This is a genomic window from Pseudomonas sp. 14A (assembly GCF_018132745.1).
GTDB classification, from domain to species: domain Bacteria; phylum Pseudomonadota; class Gammaproteobacteria; order Pseudomonadales; family Pseudomonadaceae; genus Aquipseudomonas; species Aquipseudomonas mercuritolerans.
This window is the reverse complement of record NZ_JAGRQJ010000003.1, coordinates 660,183-675,540: the sequence shown is the minus strand read 5'-3', so window position 1 is coordinate 675,540 and position 15,358 is coordinate 660,183. Positions and strand designations below refer to the sequence as shown.

Annotated in this window: 15 protein-coding genes and 2 pseudogenes; 5 read left to right on the top strand and 12 right to left on the bottom strand. The window is 58.8% G+C overall.

Annotated elements, in window-relative coordinates:
* Window positions 1-68: 68 nt before the first annotated feature.
* The 3 genes and pseudogenes from PS14A_RS05705 to PS14A_RS05695 form a co-directional block, all read left to right on the top strand.
* Window positions 69-248 carry a type II toxin-antitoxin system HicA family toxin gene (locus PS14A_RS05705; RefSeq protein WP_016771297.1) on the top strand — a complete coding sequence of 60 codons (180 nt, stop codon included), beginning with the start codon at window positions 69-71 and terminating at the stop codon, window positions 246-248.
* 35 nt (window positions 249-283) lie between these two features.
* Window positions 284-691 (top strand): type II toxin-antitoxin system HicB family antitoxin, encoded by a 408-nt coding sequence (locus PS14A_RS05700; protein WP_024011974.1) that lies wholly within the window; start codon window positions 284-286, stop codon window positions 689-691.
* A 60-nt stretch (window positions 692-751) separates the two neighbouring features.
* Window positions 752-979: pseudogene (locus PS14A_RS05695) on the top strand (transcriptional regulator); the annotation flags it as partial.
* A gap of 527 nt (window positions 980-1,506) precedes the next feature.
* Here the strand turns inward: PS14A_RS05695 and tam are convergent.
* Together tam and PS14A_RS05685 are read right to left on the bottom strand one after the other, a co-directional pair.
* Window positions 1,507-2,277, bottom strand: a complete 771-nt coding sequence (gene tam, locus PS14A_RS05690; RefSeq protein WP_212615491.1) for a trans-aconitate 2-methyltransferase — start codon at window positions 2,275-2,277, stop codon at window positions 1,507-1,509.
* A gap of 108 nt (window positions 2,278-2,385) precedes the next feature.
* The gene (locus tag PS14A_RS05685; protein WP_122700025.1) at window positions 2,386-3,471 is read right to left on the bottom strand and encodes a type I restriction endonuclease; all 1,086 of its coding nucleotides are present in this window, start codon (window positions 3,469-3,471) and stop codon (window positions 2,386-2,388) included.
* A 219-nt stretch (window positions 3,472-3,690) separates the two neighbouring features.
* Here PS14A_RS05685 and PS14A_RS05680 point away from each other — a divergent pair, with 219 nt between their 5' ends.
* A complete protein-coding gene (locus PS14A_RS05680) occupies window positions 3,691-4,101 on the top strand; it encodes a low affinity iron permease family protein (RefSeq protein WP_016771301.1) in 411 nt (136 codons plus the stop codon).
* 161 nt (window positions 4,102-4,262) lie between these two features.
* Here PS14A_RS05680 and PS14A_RS05675 read toward each other — a convergent pair whose 3' ends face one another.
* From PS14A_RS05675 to PS14A_RS05630, 10 genes and pseudogenes are all read right to left on the bottom strand, one after another.
* The gene (locus PS14A_RS05675; RefSeq protein ID WP_122691681.1) at window positions 4,263-4,766 is read right to left on the bottom strand and encodes a DUF4142 domain-containing protein; all 504 of its coding nucleotides are present in this window, start codon (window positions 4,764-4,766) and stop codon (window positions 4,263-4,265) included.
* 153 nt (window positions 4,767-4,919) lie between these two features.
* A complete protein-coding gene (locus PS14A_RS05670) occupies window positions 4,920-6,269 on the bottom strand; it encodes a sensor domain-containing diguanylate cyclase (protein WP_212615490.1) in 1,350 nt (449 codons plus the stop codon).
* 75 nt (window positions 6,270-6,344) lie between these two features.
* A complete protein-coding gene (locus PS14A_RS05665; protein ID WP_212615489.1) occupies window positions 6,345-6,983 on the bottom strand; it encodes a LysE family translocator in 639 nt (212 codons plus the stop codon).
* Window positions 6,984-7,043: 60 nt separating this feature from the next.
* Window positions 7,044-7,460 (bottom strand): fosfomycin resistance glutathione transferase, encoded by a 417-nt coding sequence (gene fos, locus PS14A_RS05660; protein WP_122691684.1) that lies wholly within the window; start codon window positions 7,458-7,460, stop codon window positions 7,044-7,046.
* Between the two features lie 4 nt (window positions 7,461-7,464).
* Window positions 7,465-8,184 (bottom strand): hypothetical protein, encoded by a 720-nt coding sequence (locus tag PS14A_RS05655; protein WP_212615488.1) that lies wholly within the window; start codon window positions 8,182-8,184, stop codon window positions 7,465-7,467.
* 36 nt (window positions 8,185-8,220) lie between these two features.
* The gene (locus PS14A_RS05650; protein ID WP_212615487.1) at window positions 8,221-8,955 is read right to left on the bottom strand and encodes a hypothetical protein; all 735 of its coding nucleotides are present in this window, start codon (window positions 8,953-8,955) and stop codon (window positions 8,221-8,223) included.
* Between the two features lie 194 nt (window positions 8,956-9,149).
* The gene (locus PS14A_RS05645; protein ID WP_212615486.1) at window positions 9,150-10,481 is read right to left on the bottom strand and encodes an MFS transporter; all 1,332 of its coding nucleotides are present in this window, start codon (window positions 10,479-10,481) and stop codon (window positions 9,150-9,152) included.
* Between the two features lie 185 nt (window positions 10,482-10,666).
* Window positions 10,667-11,590: pseudogene (locus PS14A_RS05640) on the bottom strand (hydroxymethylglutaryl-CoA lyase); the annotation flags it as partial.
* Window positions 11,587-12,780: a CaiB/BaiF CoA-transferase family protein gene (locus PS14A_RS05635; RefSeq protein WP_212615485.1), complete on the bottom strand. Its 1,194-nt coding sequence runs from the start codon at window positions 12,778-12,780 to the stop codon at window positions 11,587-11,589. The pseudogene PS14A_RS05640 and the gene PS14A_RS05635, both read right to left, overlap by 4 nt.
* A gap of 252 nt (window positions 12,781-13,032) precedes the next feature.
* Window positions 13,033-13,938 (bottom strand): LysR family transcriptional regulator, encoded by a 906-nt coding sequence (locus PS14A_RS05630; RefSeq protein ID WP_212615484.1) that lies wholly within the window; start codon window positions 13,936-13,938, stop codon window positions 13,033-13,035.
* A 233-nt stretch (window positions 13,939-14,171) separates the two neighbouring features.
* Here PS14A_RS05630 and PS14A_RS05625 point away from each other — a divergent pair, with 233 nt between their 5' ends.
* Window positions 14,172-15,338: an MFS transporter gene (locus PS14A_RS05625; RefSeq protein WP_212615483.1), complete on the top strand. Its 1,167-nt coding sequence runs from the start codon at window positions 14,172-14,174 to the stop codon at window positions 15,336-15,338.
* Window positions 15,339-15,358: the final 20 nt, after the last annotated feature.

The window sequence follows — 15,358 nt, the reverse complement described above, 5'->3', positions numbered from 1 at the left end:
TAGCAAGTCTATTGATCTGTAGAATTCAGTAGGTATAGTAACCACCAAGCACACCACAGGGAGGTGTTGTGAACAGCCGTTTTTTAATCGGACAACTCGTCGCGGACGGTTGGTTTCTGGTACGTATCCGGGGCAGTCATCATCACTTCAAACATCCAACCAAACCAGGATTGGTAACAGTGCCGCATCCAAAAAAGGATCTGCTCAAAAAAACGGCCATCAGTATTTTGCAACAGGCCATGCTCTGAATCCGTTCTCAGCGTTGCCTTGGAGGATCACGAACATGCTTTACCCGATTGCGATTTCAATAGGCGACGAGGAACACGCTTGGGGAGTTGAAGTGCCGGACATTCCTGGCTGCTTTTCTGCCGGCGACGACCTTGATGACGCTGTCGCCATGGCGCGCGAGGCGATCGAAGGTCATTTCGAAATTCTGGCAGACGACGGTGCGCCGATTCCATCGGCCAGCAAATTGAGCCTGCATGTCGCCAATCCGCAGTACGCCGGATGTGCGTGGGCGGTAGTGGATATCGACGTGGTCAAATACCTGGGCAAAGCACAGAAGCTCAACATCACTCTGCCGGGGCACTTGCTCAATCGCATTGATGAGTACGTGTTGCATCATCCTGAGGAGAAAAGCCGATCGGGGTTTCTGGCTTCGGCGGCGTTGAAGGTCTTGCAGCAGGGTTAAAAAATTCTTACTGCCCAACCGGCTCTCAGTCGCCGGTTTTTTTCATGTCTGACGTTTGGGGAAATTCTCGCTCTGCTGATTGAAAAGTATGAGGAGCAGCATTTTCCGATGCCGCCCTCTGATCCCATTGAAGCCATCAAATTCCGTATGGATCAGCAAGGCTTGACGCCGCGGGATCTCGAGTCCTTTATTGGCACCAGTGGCCATGTTTCGGAAGTATTGAACCGCAAGCGCAAGCTGAGTCTGGCAATGATCAAACGTCTGCACGATGGCTTGCGTATTCCTTAGCAGACCGGTAGGAAGTCCAAAACCCGGCTCACCCGAGGGTACCATGTGCACAGCCACCATCAAGTGCAGGCGAAGCCTGACTGGAAGGTACATGTGCAACCGTTGGTCAATCCAGGCCGGGCTGCTAAACCCGATCACTGGAAATCAGTGACGCGAACCAAGTTACCGACCGCCCGCCAGCCGCACAAGCAGGCGGATTCTGGCGTACCGGTAGGCAGCGGCGCAAGGATTTGTAGGCATCGGGACGTAACGCGATTCGACTTTAAACAGCCATGGCGCACCACGTGTAAAAACCTGGAAACCAGCAGGAAATTTCCGACGAGTTCAGCGTGAACGAGTTGAAAGGATGCCAGAGGACGATGATGGTGGCGGTGCGGCGGTGATCGGGTTTTCAAGCGCCAGCGAGCCCCTCACCCTAACCCTCTCCCGAGGGAGAGGGGACCGATCGGGTTGTTCTTGCGAGTTACGCCGACCTGAACCAATGCGTCGAACTCACGATAAAAAACGAGCTAGACGAATGAATATTTTCAACGGGTCGCAACAATAAACAAACGTGGAAACGGCAACAGCACCGAGCCGTCAGCCAAGGCCGGATAAGCTTTGGCAACCTCCGCCAGATACCGTTGCAGATACTGCGCCCGCTCCTCCTCGGTCAATGGGCTCAGGAATGGAATCAACCCGCTACCCTTGAACCACTCCACCACCCCCGCCGCGCCACCCGCGAGCTGATGGTGATAAGTCGTGCGCCACACATCGACCCGCGCGCAATGCGGGCGCAGCATCGAAAAATACTCACTGGCACTGGCCATGTCGGTACGCTGCCCGGCTGCGTCTGCCAGCTTGCTCGCCCACGGCCCATTGGCGGCGACTTCACGCATCAAGCGGTGGGACGGTTCGTTGAGGTTGTCCGGCATCTGGATCGCCAAGCTGCCACCGCCTGAAAGCTTGCTCGCCAGGACTGGCAGCAACGAAGCGTGATCAGGCACCCATTGCAACACTGCATTGGCGAAGATCACATCAAACGGGCCTTCATCGGTCCACTTGTCGATCTCGGCCACCTCGAACTGCACACCGGGCAAGCGCTTGCGCGCGGCGGCGATCATGTCCGCCGAACTGTCCAGGCCACTGACCCTGGCCTCGGGAAAACGCTGCACCAGCAACTCGGTGGAATTGCCCGGCCCGCAACCGATATCCACCACCGCCCGGGCCTGTGCCGTGGGCATCGCCGCCAACAGATCACGGGCCGGGCGGGTGCGTTCATCTTCGAAAGCGACGTATTGCTTGGCAGACCAACTCATTGCGTTCTCCTGTTGGGTGTTCAATTGCTTTTCACGATACAGGCAGCATGAAAGGCAATTCCAGTGCGAACGTTGCATGAGGTGTCTGAGTGAACGGTCGACTCTCCATCAATCGTAATAGCCGACAGTTTTTTTCAGATGATCCGAGAACTCATAGATGTCATCTACCGAGTTGATCGCATGACGGGTCTCGTTTTTTTCTTCATCGAAGATGCCGAGATACTTTTGTGATCGATTGAAATGCAAACGGCAGATCGGTTTGCGATTATTGTCGTCCAGCAAGATACCGAAATAGCTCTGTGTATCGCGCTGAACAATTCGCTTGGCATCGACGACAGATCGAACCAACGCCCGAACGATGTGATAGCCCTCCAGCTCTTCCAGCGTTGTTAAAACCTTGTCATCTGATTCGTCACGCGGATCTACCGGATCAGTTCCGGCAGAAACTAATGGCAGGGAGGCCAACGCTGGCTGGATAGCGCCGCTCATGGCCGATTTGAGCCGATCATTGATCTGGTCATTCAAAAATTGACCGACAGCTTTTCTGGTCAGCTCGTGAAACTGGTCGCGCACTTTCTGCGTGATCACGCCGTCATAAACCCGAGAAGCGAAAACCTTTACAAAGTCATCGTCCGGCTTGCTGACCTGCGCGGCGAGGACCTTTTTGATTTGGCTGACATATTTCAACTCCCCCGCTGCGTTGATGATGGAATCAACATCAAAAGCTGACTTCGTCAACTTTACCAACTCGGGGACTGAATACTCATCAATGTCCAACAAATCCAATTCAAGGAACGGTTTCTCATCCATTTTGTTTGGCGCGTCCAGATCGGTGAAAAATTTATAGACTTGGCCGTTGGTAAGAATGGAGATTCGAGCGCTGGTGACATGGAAATATCGGAACAACTGTGAGGCGTGATTGATGTGCAACGGTTCACCGATCTTTTTGCATTCGATCAGAATCTGCACTTCCCCCTCTTTCATGATCGCGTAGTCGATCTTCTCGCCTTTTTTGGTGCCGATATCGCAGACGAATTCGGGGGTCACCTCAGTCGGGTCAAAAACGTCGTAACCCAGAACCGTGCTGATAAAAGGCATGACGAATGCATTTTTCGTTGCTTCTTCAGTCTGGATCGCAGCGCTCTGCAAGCGGACTTTTGCGGCTAGGCTGGCTAACTTTTCGAAGAATTCCATGAGGCGCCTCTTACGGGTTTCTATCCGTGGAATGAGCTGATGGCAGTTTGACTGCCATTTGATACTAGACCTAAACCTCCACAATGAAAGGTGTCCATATATAAGCCTAAGATTGGCAAGTCCTAACCCAGGTATTGAGTGAACGAAGAACTTGTAAACAGAATTTTCAGCGCAACGCCGATGTCTGAATTTCAAGCTCCCAAAACAAGGACTCCCATCATGAAATTCGCAAAAATTGCCCAAAAACTCGCCCTGTGGGCCGGTAGCCCGAAGACGTTCATGGGGGCGTTGATCCTGATCGGGTTGTGGGGTTTGAGCGGGCCGATTTTTGGTTACAACGACACTTGGCAACTGATCATCAATACTTCGACGACGATCATCACGTTCCTGATGGTGTTCCTGATTCAGAACACGCAGAACCGCGATACCGACATTCTGCACTTGAAACTCGATGAGCTGCTGCGGGTGAACAAGGAAGCGCAGAACGCGATGCTCGGGCTGGAGGCGCTGGATCTGAAACAGCTTGAAGCGTTGCGCCGACATTACCGCGCGCTGGGTGAGAATCAGGTGTTCGATCTTGAGGGGCTTGGCGACAAGAGCAAGCCAAAGCAGGATTTGAATGAGTGCTGAGCAAGTAAACACACCCTGTGGGAGCGAGCCTGCTCTCGAAGACGGAGGGTCAGTCAAAACATCATTGACTGACAGACCGCTTTCGCGAGCAGGCTCGCTCCCACAGGGGAAGCATCGCTTTTCAACTCAAGATTTCGTTCGCGCTGAACAATACGGCGAAGTTAGCGACTGGCCTGCAACGCGCGGGCCTTCTCCAGATGGCTTTGCAGCTTCGGCAAAGTCTCATCGGCAAACGCTTTGATTTCCGGCACGTCGGTGGTCTGTGCCTGTTGCTCGATCTGGGTGATGGCCTCTTCGGTCGCCTTGACCTGACTGGCAGCGTAAGCCTGATCGAAGGTCGCGCCATCCTTTACTTCTGGCATCAACTCTTTGGCCTTGTCGGCGAGTTCTTCGCGAGGTGCGACCGGCAGGTCGAGCTTCTTGGCGATTTTCGCCAAATGCTGGTTGGCCGTGGTGCGGTCGTTGATGACGACAATGGTGTAATCCTTGACCTCTTTGGATTCGGTCTTGCCGTGGGCCAGACGGCTGGCTTCGATGTCGGCCATGCCTTTGGCGGAGGCATCGTTGATGAATTCGGCAGGCGACTGGGCGAACGCAGTGCTGGCGCACAGGCCCAGCAAAGTCGCAAAACTGGCATTACGTAAACGGGTGGCCATCCGGCTCATGGTCGCGCCCTCCTTCGTGGAAAATTCAAGCGGGCCGTGATTCGCCCGCTGCTCAAATAGTCGCGGCGGACAATTGTCCGCCTCAGTTAAGAAGGCTTTGGCGTTCAAAGGTTTAGAAAATCTGCCGGGACCGCGACGAACGGTGCGCTCGCTTCAGATGCCCAAGGCCCGATGATTCAGGCGCTTGGCCGCATACATGGCTTGATCGGCATGCCGGAACAGTTGCTGTTCTTCTTCACCGTGTTCAGGGAAACGCGCCACGCCGATGCTCGGTTCGATACGCAGGTCATGGCCGTCGAGGCGCATGGGCTGCGCCAGTACCAAGCGGATTTTCCCGGCGACGCTGTCGGCATCTTCAGCGGCATGCACGCTATGCAACAGCACGACAAACTCATCGCCACCGATACGCGCCACGGTGTCGGTTTCACGCACGCAGCCTTTCAGCCGATTGGCCACGGTTTGCAGGAGCATGTCACCGACGGCATGGCCATGGGTGTCGTTGACCTGTTTGAAGCGATCCAGATCGACATACAGCAGCGCCATGTGTCCGTGCACGGTTCGCGCATGGGCCAGCGCAGCCCTGAGCCGATCACGCAGCAGTTCGCGGTTGGGCAGTTGCGTCAGTTGATCGTATTGCGCCATGCGCCTGAGCCGCGCATGCAGTTGCTGGCGTTCGATGGCCGTGGCGACTTGTGCGCAGACGTATTGCAGCAGTTCCTTGTCCTGCTCGGTGTAGCGTTCGCCGCCCGCGAGGCTTTTGACGATCAGGGCACCGATGGTGCCGTTTTTTGAGCTCAGCGGTACGCCGAGCCAGCAAGGCGCGTTCTGCTCCGCCACCAGCGCAGCGAAGTCGGGCGTGGCATCGGCGCTGTCCGGGGTCAGCAACATTGGCTGGCCGCTGCGGATCACTTGCGCGCAAAGCCGTCCGATGACCGTGCCGGGCTGCTCGGGCTGCAATTCGTGATCGTCGACGTGATAAGGAAAATTCAGCTGCGCGCAGTGTTCGTCGTACAGCGCCACAGAAAAATTCAGCGCCGGCAGCCACTCGCCAATCAGCAGATGGATGCGTTTGAACAGCGCCAGCAGATCCTCCGCCGCATGCGCCGCCTCGGAAATCGCGTACAACGCCGCTTGCCGCGATTCGGCCTGCTTGCGCTCGGTGATATCGCGGGCGACGGCGATGCGCAGTTGGTCGACCTCCGACCAGCGCGCCGACCAGGAAATATGCGCGACGCTGCCGTCCTTGCGCAGGTAGCGGTTCTCGAAATTGTGCTTCGGGTCGCCGCCCATGATTTCGCCTGCGGCCGCGAGGGTGCGCTGGCGATCGGCCGGGTGCACCAGCTCGATCATCGAGCGGCCGATCAGCTCGTCAGGCGTGTAGCCGAAAATCCGCTCGCAGGCAGCGCTGACAAAAACGAAACGGCCCTGTTTGTCGACCGCGCAAACGGCGTCCAGCAACAGGTCCATGTAGCTCGCCAGCGGCGCAGGGTTAGGGCTTTCCATGGTTCTACGGGATGTCCGCACAGTGCAGCGATTTCAATCGTCCATGATCGTGATTGCGCGTCCCTGCCCATTTCATCAAGTCTTGTTCGGCAGCAGCCCCGGCAGCGCGTGCATCAACGCATTGATGGCGAAGCCGATAAACATCACGCCGCATAAACGGGTGATGAGCAGCTCATGACGCTGATACACCGTGCGCACCCGCTGCGCGCCGACCACGCCGATGAGGATAGCGTAAGCCAGCGCACCGCCGATAAAGCTCAGGGCGATCAGCGCCGGCAGCATCGACCAATTGAGCAGTTCGGCGCGGCTCGACAGCAGCGCCGTGAAGGTCGCCACCGCCACCGGGTAGGCCTTGGGATTGGTCAGGCCGAAGACGATGCCGTGCCAGAACGGCTGTCGCGCCGCCCCTTGCGCCTCGTCGCCGCTGCGGCGTTGGGCACGCACCGCACGCCAGCCGAGCCAGAACAGGTACACCGCGCTGAGCACGCCGAGTACATCGAACGCGGTGCTACCGATCTCACGGGCGCCGACGATTGCCACCAGCGCGGTACTGCACCAGATCACGTCGCCGAGCAGATGCCCACACAGAAACCCCGCCCCGGCCCGTCGCCCATGGGCCGCGCCAATGCCGAACACCGCCAGCACGCCCGGCCCGGGCGTGATCCCGTAGATGAAACCCGAAGCCAGAACGGCCAACAGCAATGATGAAGTCATGGAAAACCTGCGAGCGCCAGAACACGTGGCGGCCAGTCTATATCAGCCGACTGCGCCCGATCACTGCGCGTCGTTAAAACGCATGCCGGGGTACGGTTTCTGCCGACACGCAGCCAGCCGCGATTGCAAATCGCCGACATGGGCTTCCAGCTTGTGCCCGTCGGGGTCGAGAAAGTAGAACGACGCGCCCTCGCTACGGTTGTCTCGCCACTGCGGCACCTGAGCCGATTTCAACGTCTCAACCAGTGAAGTGAAGTCTGCCGCGCTCACGCTCAAAGCGTAATGGGTATAGTCCGCGCCCGGCTCCCCACTGCGCTGAGGATCTTCTGACAAGCACAACCACAGTCCGGGCAGTGACAAATAGGCGCCGTTATCCCACGTCGCTTCAACGTCCAATTGCAGCACATCGCGATAGAACGCCAGACTGCGCTGCAGATCGCGGACGGCCAGGGTCAGGTGGTTAAGACCGGTAAGCATCGAATCAGTAACCTCTGAGGTCTTCGGAAACGACATATTGCTGGCCGTCGTAGATCAGGGTGACCTGGGTGTTCTTCAGGTTGGTGGTTTTCGAAGCGCATTGTTTGCCCGAAGTGAAAGACTCCATCAACGAACCGCTGGAACTGACGATCAGATCCGCAAACCCGTTGTGGCTGGATGAGCCGATTTCGACAGTCCTGCGAATGCGTGTGTCTCGCGTATCGCACTCCCCGGTACCCTCACCGAAATCCTTGCGCACCACCAGGCCTTCCAGCACTGGGCGTAAGCGATTGCCTTCGCGAACATACAAAGCCAGGTCGGTTTTGGAGTACGGATTCGCTCTGGAACCGTGGCTCATGAACGTCGATCGCAGCCCGAACGCACGGACATCCGCCGCCAAGCGGTAACGCGCCGTATCGATGATCAGATCATCGAAGCTGATCGCATCGGAGTTGTAAGCGCCGGGTTTGGTATAACTGGCGACTGTGTTGCCCGTCGTGGCGTTAATTACTGACAATGCCAGATCGAACACGCCGTCTTGAGCACCCGCGGAATCGGGAACGAAGGTGGCCTTCGCTGCAATTGATTGAGTGTTGAACGCAGGCCAGATTTTGCAGCGCGAGAGAGTATGACCGTCGAATTTTTTTACTTCGCAAGCGGCATGGACCTGAGCCGTAAGCGCGAACAAGCCGAGGGCGATATAGATTCGGAGATGCAGATTCATGATTCTTCCTTGAAGTATTCGTATCAGTAACACCAGTCACATGCCCTTGAAACCTTGCGGCAAAACGTAGGTTTTGCCGTCATAGCGCAACGTGGTCAGCACCGGCTTTTCGTGGGTAGTTTTCGACTCGCAGGTGTCGGGTGGCCCCTCACCGACCAGGCCCGTAGTGACCGAGCGGACAATGATATCGGCGTAACCATGGGAACTGGTTTTGCCCATCTCAAGCGTACGCACCGTCTCCGAGCGCTCTCCGGCGCAATTGCCATCCCATTCGCCACTGAAGCTGTAGACGACCAAGCGATCCAGCACCGGGCGCAGTTTGTCGCCTTCTTTCACATAAAGCGAAAGCAAGATTTCATCCAGCGGATTAACGCGTGACGAGCCTTTGAAATGAGCGCGAACGCCGAAGGCACGCAGGTCGGGCGTGAGTTTATAACGCGCCGTATCCAGCTCCAGACTCTCCAGCGCGATGGCATCGGAGAGAAACGCCGACTGCTGATGATAGGTCGCCAGCGGCTTGGGGCTGCCAGCGGTAGTGACGGCCAGAGCCAGATCGTATGAACCCACCCTGCCGTCCTGGCCATAGACCGGATCGGGCACGAACGTCGATAGCGCGGTAATCGTCAGCGACGGATAAGCCGGCCAGTCCTTGCACAAAGAAAAGTCCGCTTCGCCACTGACCGCAGGCGGCGTGCAATCGGCCCACGCCTGCCCAGCCACCAACCACCCGCAGAGCGCCGCAGCGCTGATCCATATGGACTTCATTGTCACTTCCTGCTCCTTGAAGATATTTCCAGGCGCGCACTATCCCTTTCTGCATCGGAGGATTCAACAGATCTGGCCAGCGAATCCTCTCATGTGTCTGAAGTCGGAATTCGCGAGCAGGCTCGCTCCCACAGGAAATCCGCATTGCAAATGTGGGAGCGAGCCTGCTCGCGAAGGCGTCATCGCCGACGCAGCCAATCTCAATACTTGTCGAGCGTACGCAATTTCTGCGGCAAGCCCCACAGCAGCAACGCTGCGGCGATCAGCGCGGCGACGCCGATGACGTACAGCGCCGGGGTGGTGCTGCCGGTGAGGTCCTTGATGCGCCCGACCATGACCGGGCTGACGATCCCGCCGAACTGCCCCAGGGTATTGATCACTGCGATCCCGCCTGCCGCGCCGGCACCGGCGCCCGCCAGCAGCTTCGGTGGCAGTGTCCAGAAGCTCGGAATCGAAGCGATGATGCCGGCGCCGAGCAGGCCGAGAGCGACGATCAGGAAGGTCGTGTGGCTGGCGAAGATTCCCGCGCTGAAGAAGCCGATCGCGCCGACGATCACCAGCCCGGCGACAAACTTGCGCCGTTCACCGGTGGCGTCGGACAAGCGTCCGATCACCACCATGCTGATCGCCCCGCAGATGTACGGAATGGCGGTCAGCAGGCCGATCATCACCGGGCTTTCGGTGCCGGCGCTGCGGATCAATTGCGGCGCCCAGAAATTCAAACCGTAGGACGCGACCTGAATCAGGAAGTAGATCAAACCCAACGTCAGGAAACCGGGGATTTTCAGCGCCGCGAGCAATGAGCCGCCACTTTTGTGTGGCTCGTGATGGGCGATGCGGCTGGCGAGCAACTTCTTCTCGTCAGCGGTCAGCCAGTGCGCATCCTCGATGCGGTCCTTGAGCTGAGTCAGCACGAGAAAACCGAGGGCGATGCATGGCACGCCTCCGAGCAGGAACAACCAGTGCCAGCCGCGCATCTGCAACACGCCGTCGAGGTGTTGCAACACCAGCCCCGAGAACGGCGCGCCGACCAGCCCGGCAAACGCCGAGGCCAGAAACAGCATCGAGGTGATGCGGCCACGGAAGTGCTGCGGAAACCACAGGGTCAGGTAATACAGCACGCCCGGAGCAAACCCGGCTTCCATCGCGCCGATGACGAAGCGCAGCGCATAGAACTGCCATTCGCTGTTGACGAAGACCATCGCCGCCGTCGCCACGCCCCAGGACATCATGATCCGCGCAATCCAGCGCCGTGCGCCGACCTTGTACAGCATCATGTTGCTCGGCACTTCGAACAGCACGTAACCGACCACGAACAGCCCGGCGCCGAGGCCGTACGCGGTGTCGCTCAGGCTCAGGTCGGTCTGCAACTGGAATTTGGCGAAGCTGATGTTGATGCGATCGAAAAAGGCGAACAGGTAGCAGACCATGATCAGCGGCATCAACCGCCAGGCGACTTTGCTGACCAGGGCTTTTTCGGCATCGTGATCGACGGACGGACTTACGCCCGCCTCCATTACATTGAGGCTCATGGATTTTTCTCCAGACGGACTGCCGATGGGCGTCCGATTGTTTTTGTTGTCTGGTGGTACTGCTGAATGCTTTTGAACTGTGGGAGCGAGCCTGCTCGCGAATGCGCCAGATCAGTCGATACCGATGTTGAATGACACACCGCGTTCGCGAGCAGGCTCGCTCCCACAAGGGTTTTGTATCTTAAGGTCGGCATCGGATGCAGATCGCAGTTGCGCCCGGCCTTGGCCAGTTGACCGGGAACTTCGTGGCCCAACAGATCGGGCAGGCCGCGCGAAAGCTTCAGCAGCAACGGCAAGTCGATCCCGGTGGGAATGCCGACTTCATCGCACAGGTTAACCAGGTCTTCGGTGCAGATATTGCCCGACGCCCCCGGCGCAAACGGACAGCCACCGAGGCCACCGAGCGCCGCATCGAAACGCCGCGCGCCGGCCTCGTAAGCGGCCAGTACATTGCACAAACCAAGGCCGCGAGTGTTGTGGAAATGCAGGGTCAGGTCGGCCGGCGAAACCCGCTGCAAAACGCGCCGCACCAGGCGATCCACCTGACGCGGATTGGCCATGCCGGTGGTGTCGGCGAGGCTGATGCCCTGGATGCCGAGTTCCTGATAGGCGTCGACGATGTGCAGCACGCGATCCTCGTCAATCTTGCCTTCGAACGGACAACCGAAGGTGGTGGCGATGCTGCCATTAAGGCGCACCCCTGAACCGCTGACAAACGCAACGATGTCAGCGAACGCGGCCAGCGACTCCTCGCAACGCATGCGCATATTGGCGAGGTTGTGGGTCTGGCTGGCGGACATCACCAGATTCAACTCATCGGCATTGGCCGCCAGTGCGCGTTGCGCGCCTTTGAGATTGGGGATCAACGCCACGTAAATCACCCCTGGCTGACGCTGGATGCCGTTGAATACCTGCTCGCCGTCACGCAGGGCCGGAATGGCTTTGGGCGAGACGAACGAGCCGGCTTCGATGCGGCTGAATCCGGCCTGCGAGAGTTGATTGATCAGGGTGATCTTGTCAGCGGTTTCCACCCAGGTCGGCTCGATCTGCAAGCCATCGCGGGGCGAGACTTCCTGGACGATCAGGGTTTGCGAATAGTCAGTGATCATTGCACCACCCCCTGGCCTTTCAGACGTTCGATATCGAGTTCAGTCAGGCCAAGATTGGCGAGAATAGCGTCGGTGTGCTGGCCCAGTTTCGGCCCGGACCAGTTTACCCCGCCGGGGGTCTCCGAGAGTTTGGGGACGATGCCGGGCATTTTCACCGTTGCGCCGCCGGGCAACTCGGCATCGAGCAGCATGTCCCGCGCCTGATAGTGCGGATCGGCGACGATGTCAGCCACCGAGTAGATGCGCCCGGCCGGCACTTCAGCGGCTTCGAGGGCGGCCAGTACCTCGTCAATCGGCAGGCTGCTGGTCCAGTGCGTGATGGCCGCATCGAGCAAACCGCTCTGCGCCGCACGACCGTCGTTGTGGGCGAACTCTTCTGCGTCGGCCAGGTCGGCGCGGCCGATGGTGTGCATCAGGCGCTTGTAGATCGGGTCGCTGTTGCCAGCAATCACCACGTAGGCGCCGTCGGCCGTGAGGTAGGTATTGGAGGGCGCGATGCCCGGCAAGGCGCCGCCGCTGCGTTCGCGGACATGGCCAAGCATGTCGTATTCCGGCACCAGACTTTCCATGACGTTGAACACGCTTTCGGCCAGCGACACATCGACGACCTGTCCACCGCCCTGCCCGGTCTTGACCCGCAACAGCGACATCAGCGCGCCGATCACCGCGTGCAGCGAGGCCAGCGAATCGCCGAGGCTGACGCCGACTCGCGCCGGTGGCGAATCGGGATTGCCGGTGGTGTAGCGGATGCCGCCCATGGCCTCGCCAATCGCACCGAAACCGGGCCGGTCACGGTAAGGGCCGGTCTGGCCGTAGCCGGAGATACGCACCAGGGTCAGGTTCGGATTCAGCGCATGTAGCACGTCCCAACCCAGACCGAGTTTTTCCAGCGCACCGGGGCGCAGGTTTTCAATGATCACGTCGGCGTCGCCGGCCAGTTGCTTGACCAGTTCGATGCCTTCAGCGGATTTCAGATTGAGCGCCAGGGATTTCTTGTTGCGCGATTGCAGGTACCACCACAGCGATGTGCCTTCGTGCAGCTTGCGCCATTTGCGCAGCGGGTCGCCCTGACCCATGGCTTCGATCTTGATCACCTCGGCGCCGAACTCGGCAAGCATGCGCGCGGCAAACGGCGCGGCGATCAGGGTGCCGATCTCGATCACTTTGATTGCACTCAAAGGGGCATTCATCGCGGGTACCTCTTGTTCTTGGAATATGTCGCCAAGGCTAGAGGAACGATCGTCAGCGAATCCAGCCGTCTCTCGGCAATGGGCGTTCGCGAAATGCGAATGCTCCGCAGTGATTGCGTGGTGAATTCAGGGCCGCCTTCGCGAGCAGGCTCGCTCCCACAAGGATCTGTAGTGGTTTCAGATTCTGTGTTCACACAAGTTCAATGTGGGAGCGAGCCTGCTCGCGAAGAGGCCATCAGCCGCAATGAAGATCTACCGCCCGCGCAAATGCTCAAACAACATCCGGCTCACCGGCGACAACCCCGCCTCATCGCGCACCACCACAATCAGCGCGCGATCCGCCCAGGCATCGGTCAGCGGCACCGCGCGCAAGCCCAGCGCCTGACCGAACAACTCATAGGCTCGCTGCGGCAGAATGCCGATGCCCATGTTCGCCTGGACCATCCGGCACACCGCATCGAATCCCGGCACATGAATGCGGATGCGCAGGACTTTGCCGGCCTGCCGCGCCGCCGCATGGGTACGCATGTTGATCGAACTGGCTGCGTGCAAGCCGACGTAGTCGCTGTCGAGGGTTTCACTGAAAGTCACCGATTCGCAGGTAGCCAACGGATGCTCCGGCAGCATCAGCACCACCAGTTTGTCCTGACGGTACAACACGCTGTGCAGGCTTTTGGTGTCGCTGTCGTCGGAGCAGATGCCGAGGTCCGCGACGCCATCGAGCACGCCCTGAATGACCCCGGCGCTGGGACGTTCTTCGAGGTCGGTCTTGACCTGCGGATGCTGCGCCGAGAAGTCGCGCAAGTCTTCGGGCAGAAACTGAATGATCGCCGACAGATTGGCCAGCATGCGCACGTAACCGCGCACACCGTGGCTGTGCTCACCCAGCTCCAGGCCCATTTTTTCCACGTTGAAGAGCATCTGCCGCGCATGGTGCAGCAGGGTTTCACCGGCCGGCGTGAGGATCATGCCTTTGGCCTGGCGCACGAACAAAGCGATGCCCAGCGCCTCCTCCAACTCCATCAGACGTTTGCTGGCCGCCGACACCGCGATGGCTTCGCGCGCAGCCGCACGGGTCAACGTGCCTTCCTCGTGGACGGCGACGAACAGTTGCAGAGTGATCAGGTCGAGACGGCGGATCAGGCTTTTTTGCAGCATGGGAAGCTCGAGTACTGAGTGATTTGAATCGGCAGGATAGCCCGGTTTTCGTTTTAGTCAGACATGTGAACAGTCCGCAGACTTTCATGGTTTCGCCCTACAAACTAAACTCCGCCGCCTCTCAGGAATGACGGAAACCGCCGATTTATTCCGGACTTTTTGCTTTGTAAAGTCTTTGCACCAGCGGTGGGTTCGTAATGCAGGGCAACAAGCGACTGAAACAGGGATGAGCCATGAACGCCAGCGTCACCCTTTTGATCACCTGCAGCACGGTTTTCCTCGCCCAACTGGGCATGAGTATTTATCTGCCGGCGCTGCCGGAGATTGCCCGTTATCTGCGCGCCGAACCTGCGCAGGTGGCGTGGGGGTTGTCGCTGTACCTTATCGGTATGGCGCTGCCGATGTTGTTCTGGGGCAGTCTGGCGCAGCGCATCCGACGCAAACCGGTGTTGCTGGCAGCGCTGGTTATTTATGGGTTGAGCAATCTGGCGTTACCGACGGGTTCGACGCTTGAATCGTTTTTGCTGCTGCGATTGTTGCAAGGCGTGGGTGCCAGCGGTATTTCGGTGATGGCGCGGGTGCTGATCCGCGACAGTTTTCGCGGCGATCTCCTCGCCAAGGCGCTGTCGTGGATTTCGATATCGTTCGTGGTGGCGCTGGGTATCGGCCAATATCTGGGCTCGCTCATCGAGGTGACGCTGGGCTGGCAGGCGATCTTCTACTTGCTCGGTGTGACGTGCCTGTTGATGGCGGTGATTGTCTCGCGAGTGACTTTCCCTTCGATGACTGACGAACCCGTCAGCACCTCATCCTGGTCCGCTTATCGACGGATTGCGTTGCACCGGACGTTTCTTCTTCCGGCTCTCGCGGGTGGTTTGGGCTACGGCGTGATCATCGCTTTCAACACTGCCGCACCGCTGATTCTGCAGGGGCCGTTCGCGTGGTCGACGGTGGATTACGGACTGCTCGGCTGGCCGATCAGCGCGGCGTATTTTCTCGGCGCACTGGCTGTCAACCGCTTCGTCGTGCGTACCGGTCAGGCGCGGTTGATGACCATTGGCGTGGGTTTGGTCTTGGCGGGCAGTGGCGTGATGTTGCTGGGAAGCTTGACGGCCAGCTCCATCGCCATTCTGTTTTGGCTGCCCTATTGCGTGGCAGTGTTTGGCCAATCCTTGAACTACCCGATCAGCCTGTCTCGCGCCAACGATGGCGCACCGATCGCCGGGGCTTATGCGATGGCGTTGAGCGGCTTTATCCATCAGTTGATGGCGGCGATCATTGGCGCGATGGCCAGCCTGATCGCCAGCCCCCAAGCCTGGCCGTTGTCGCTGCTGTGCGTGTTACTGGCAGTGGGCGCGATGCTGTGCGTGCGGTTCACGCCGAGGGGAGACATCCGTTAGAACGCGTTGCGAGCTTTACC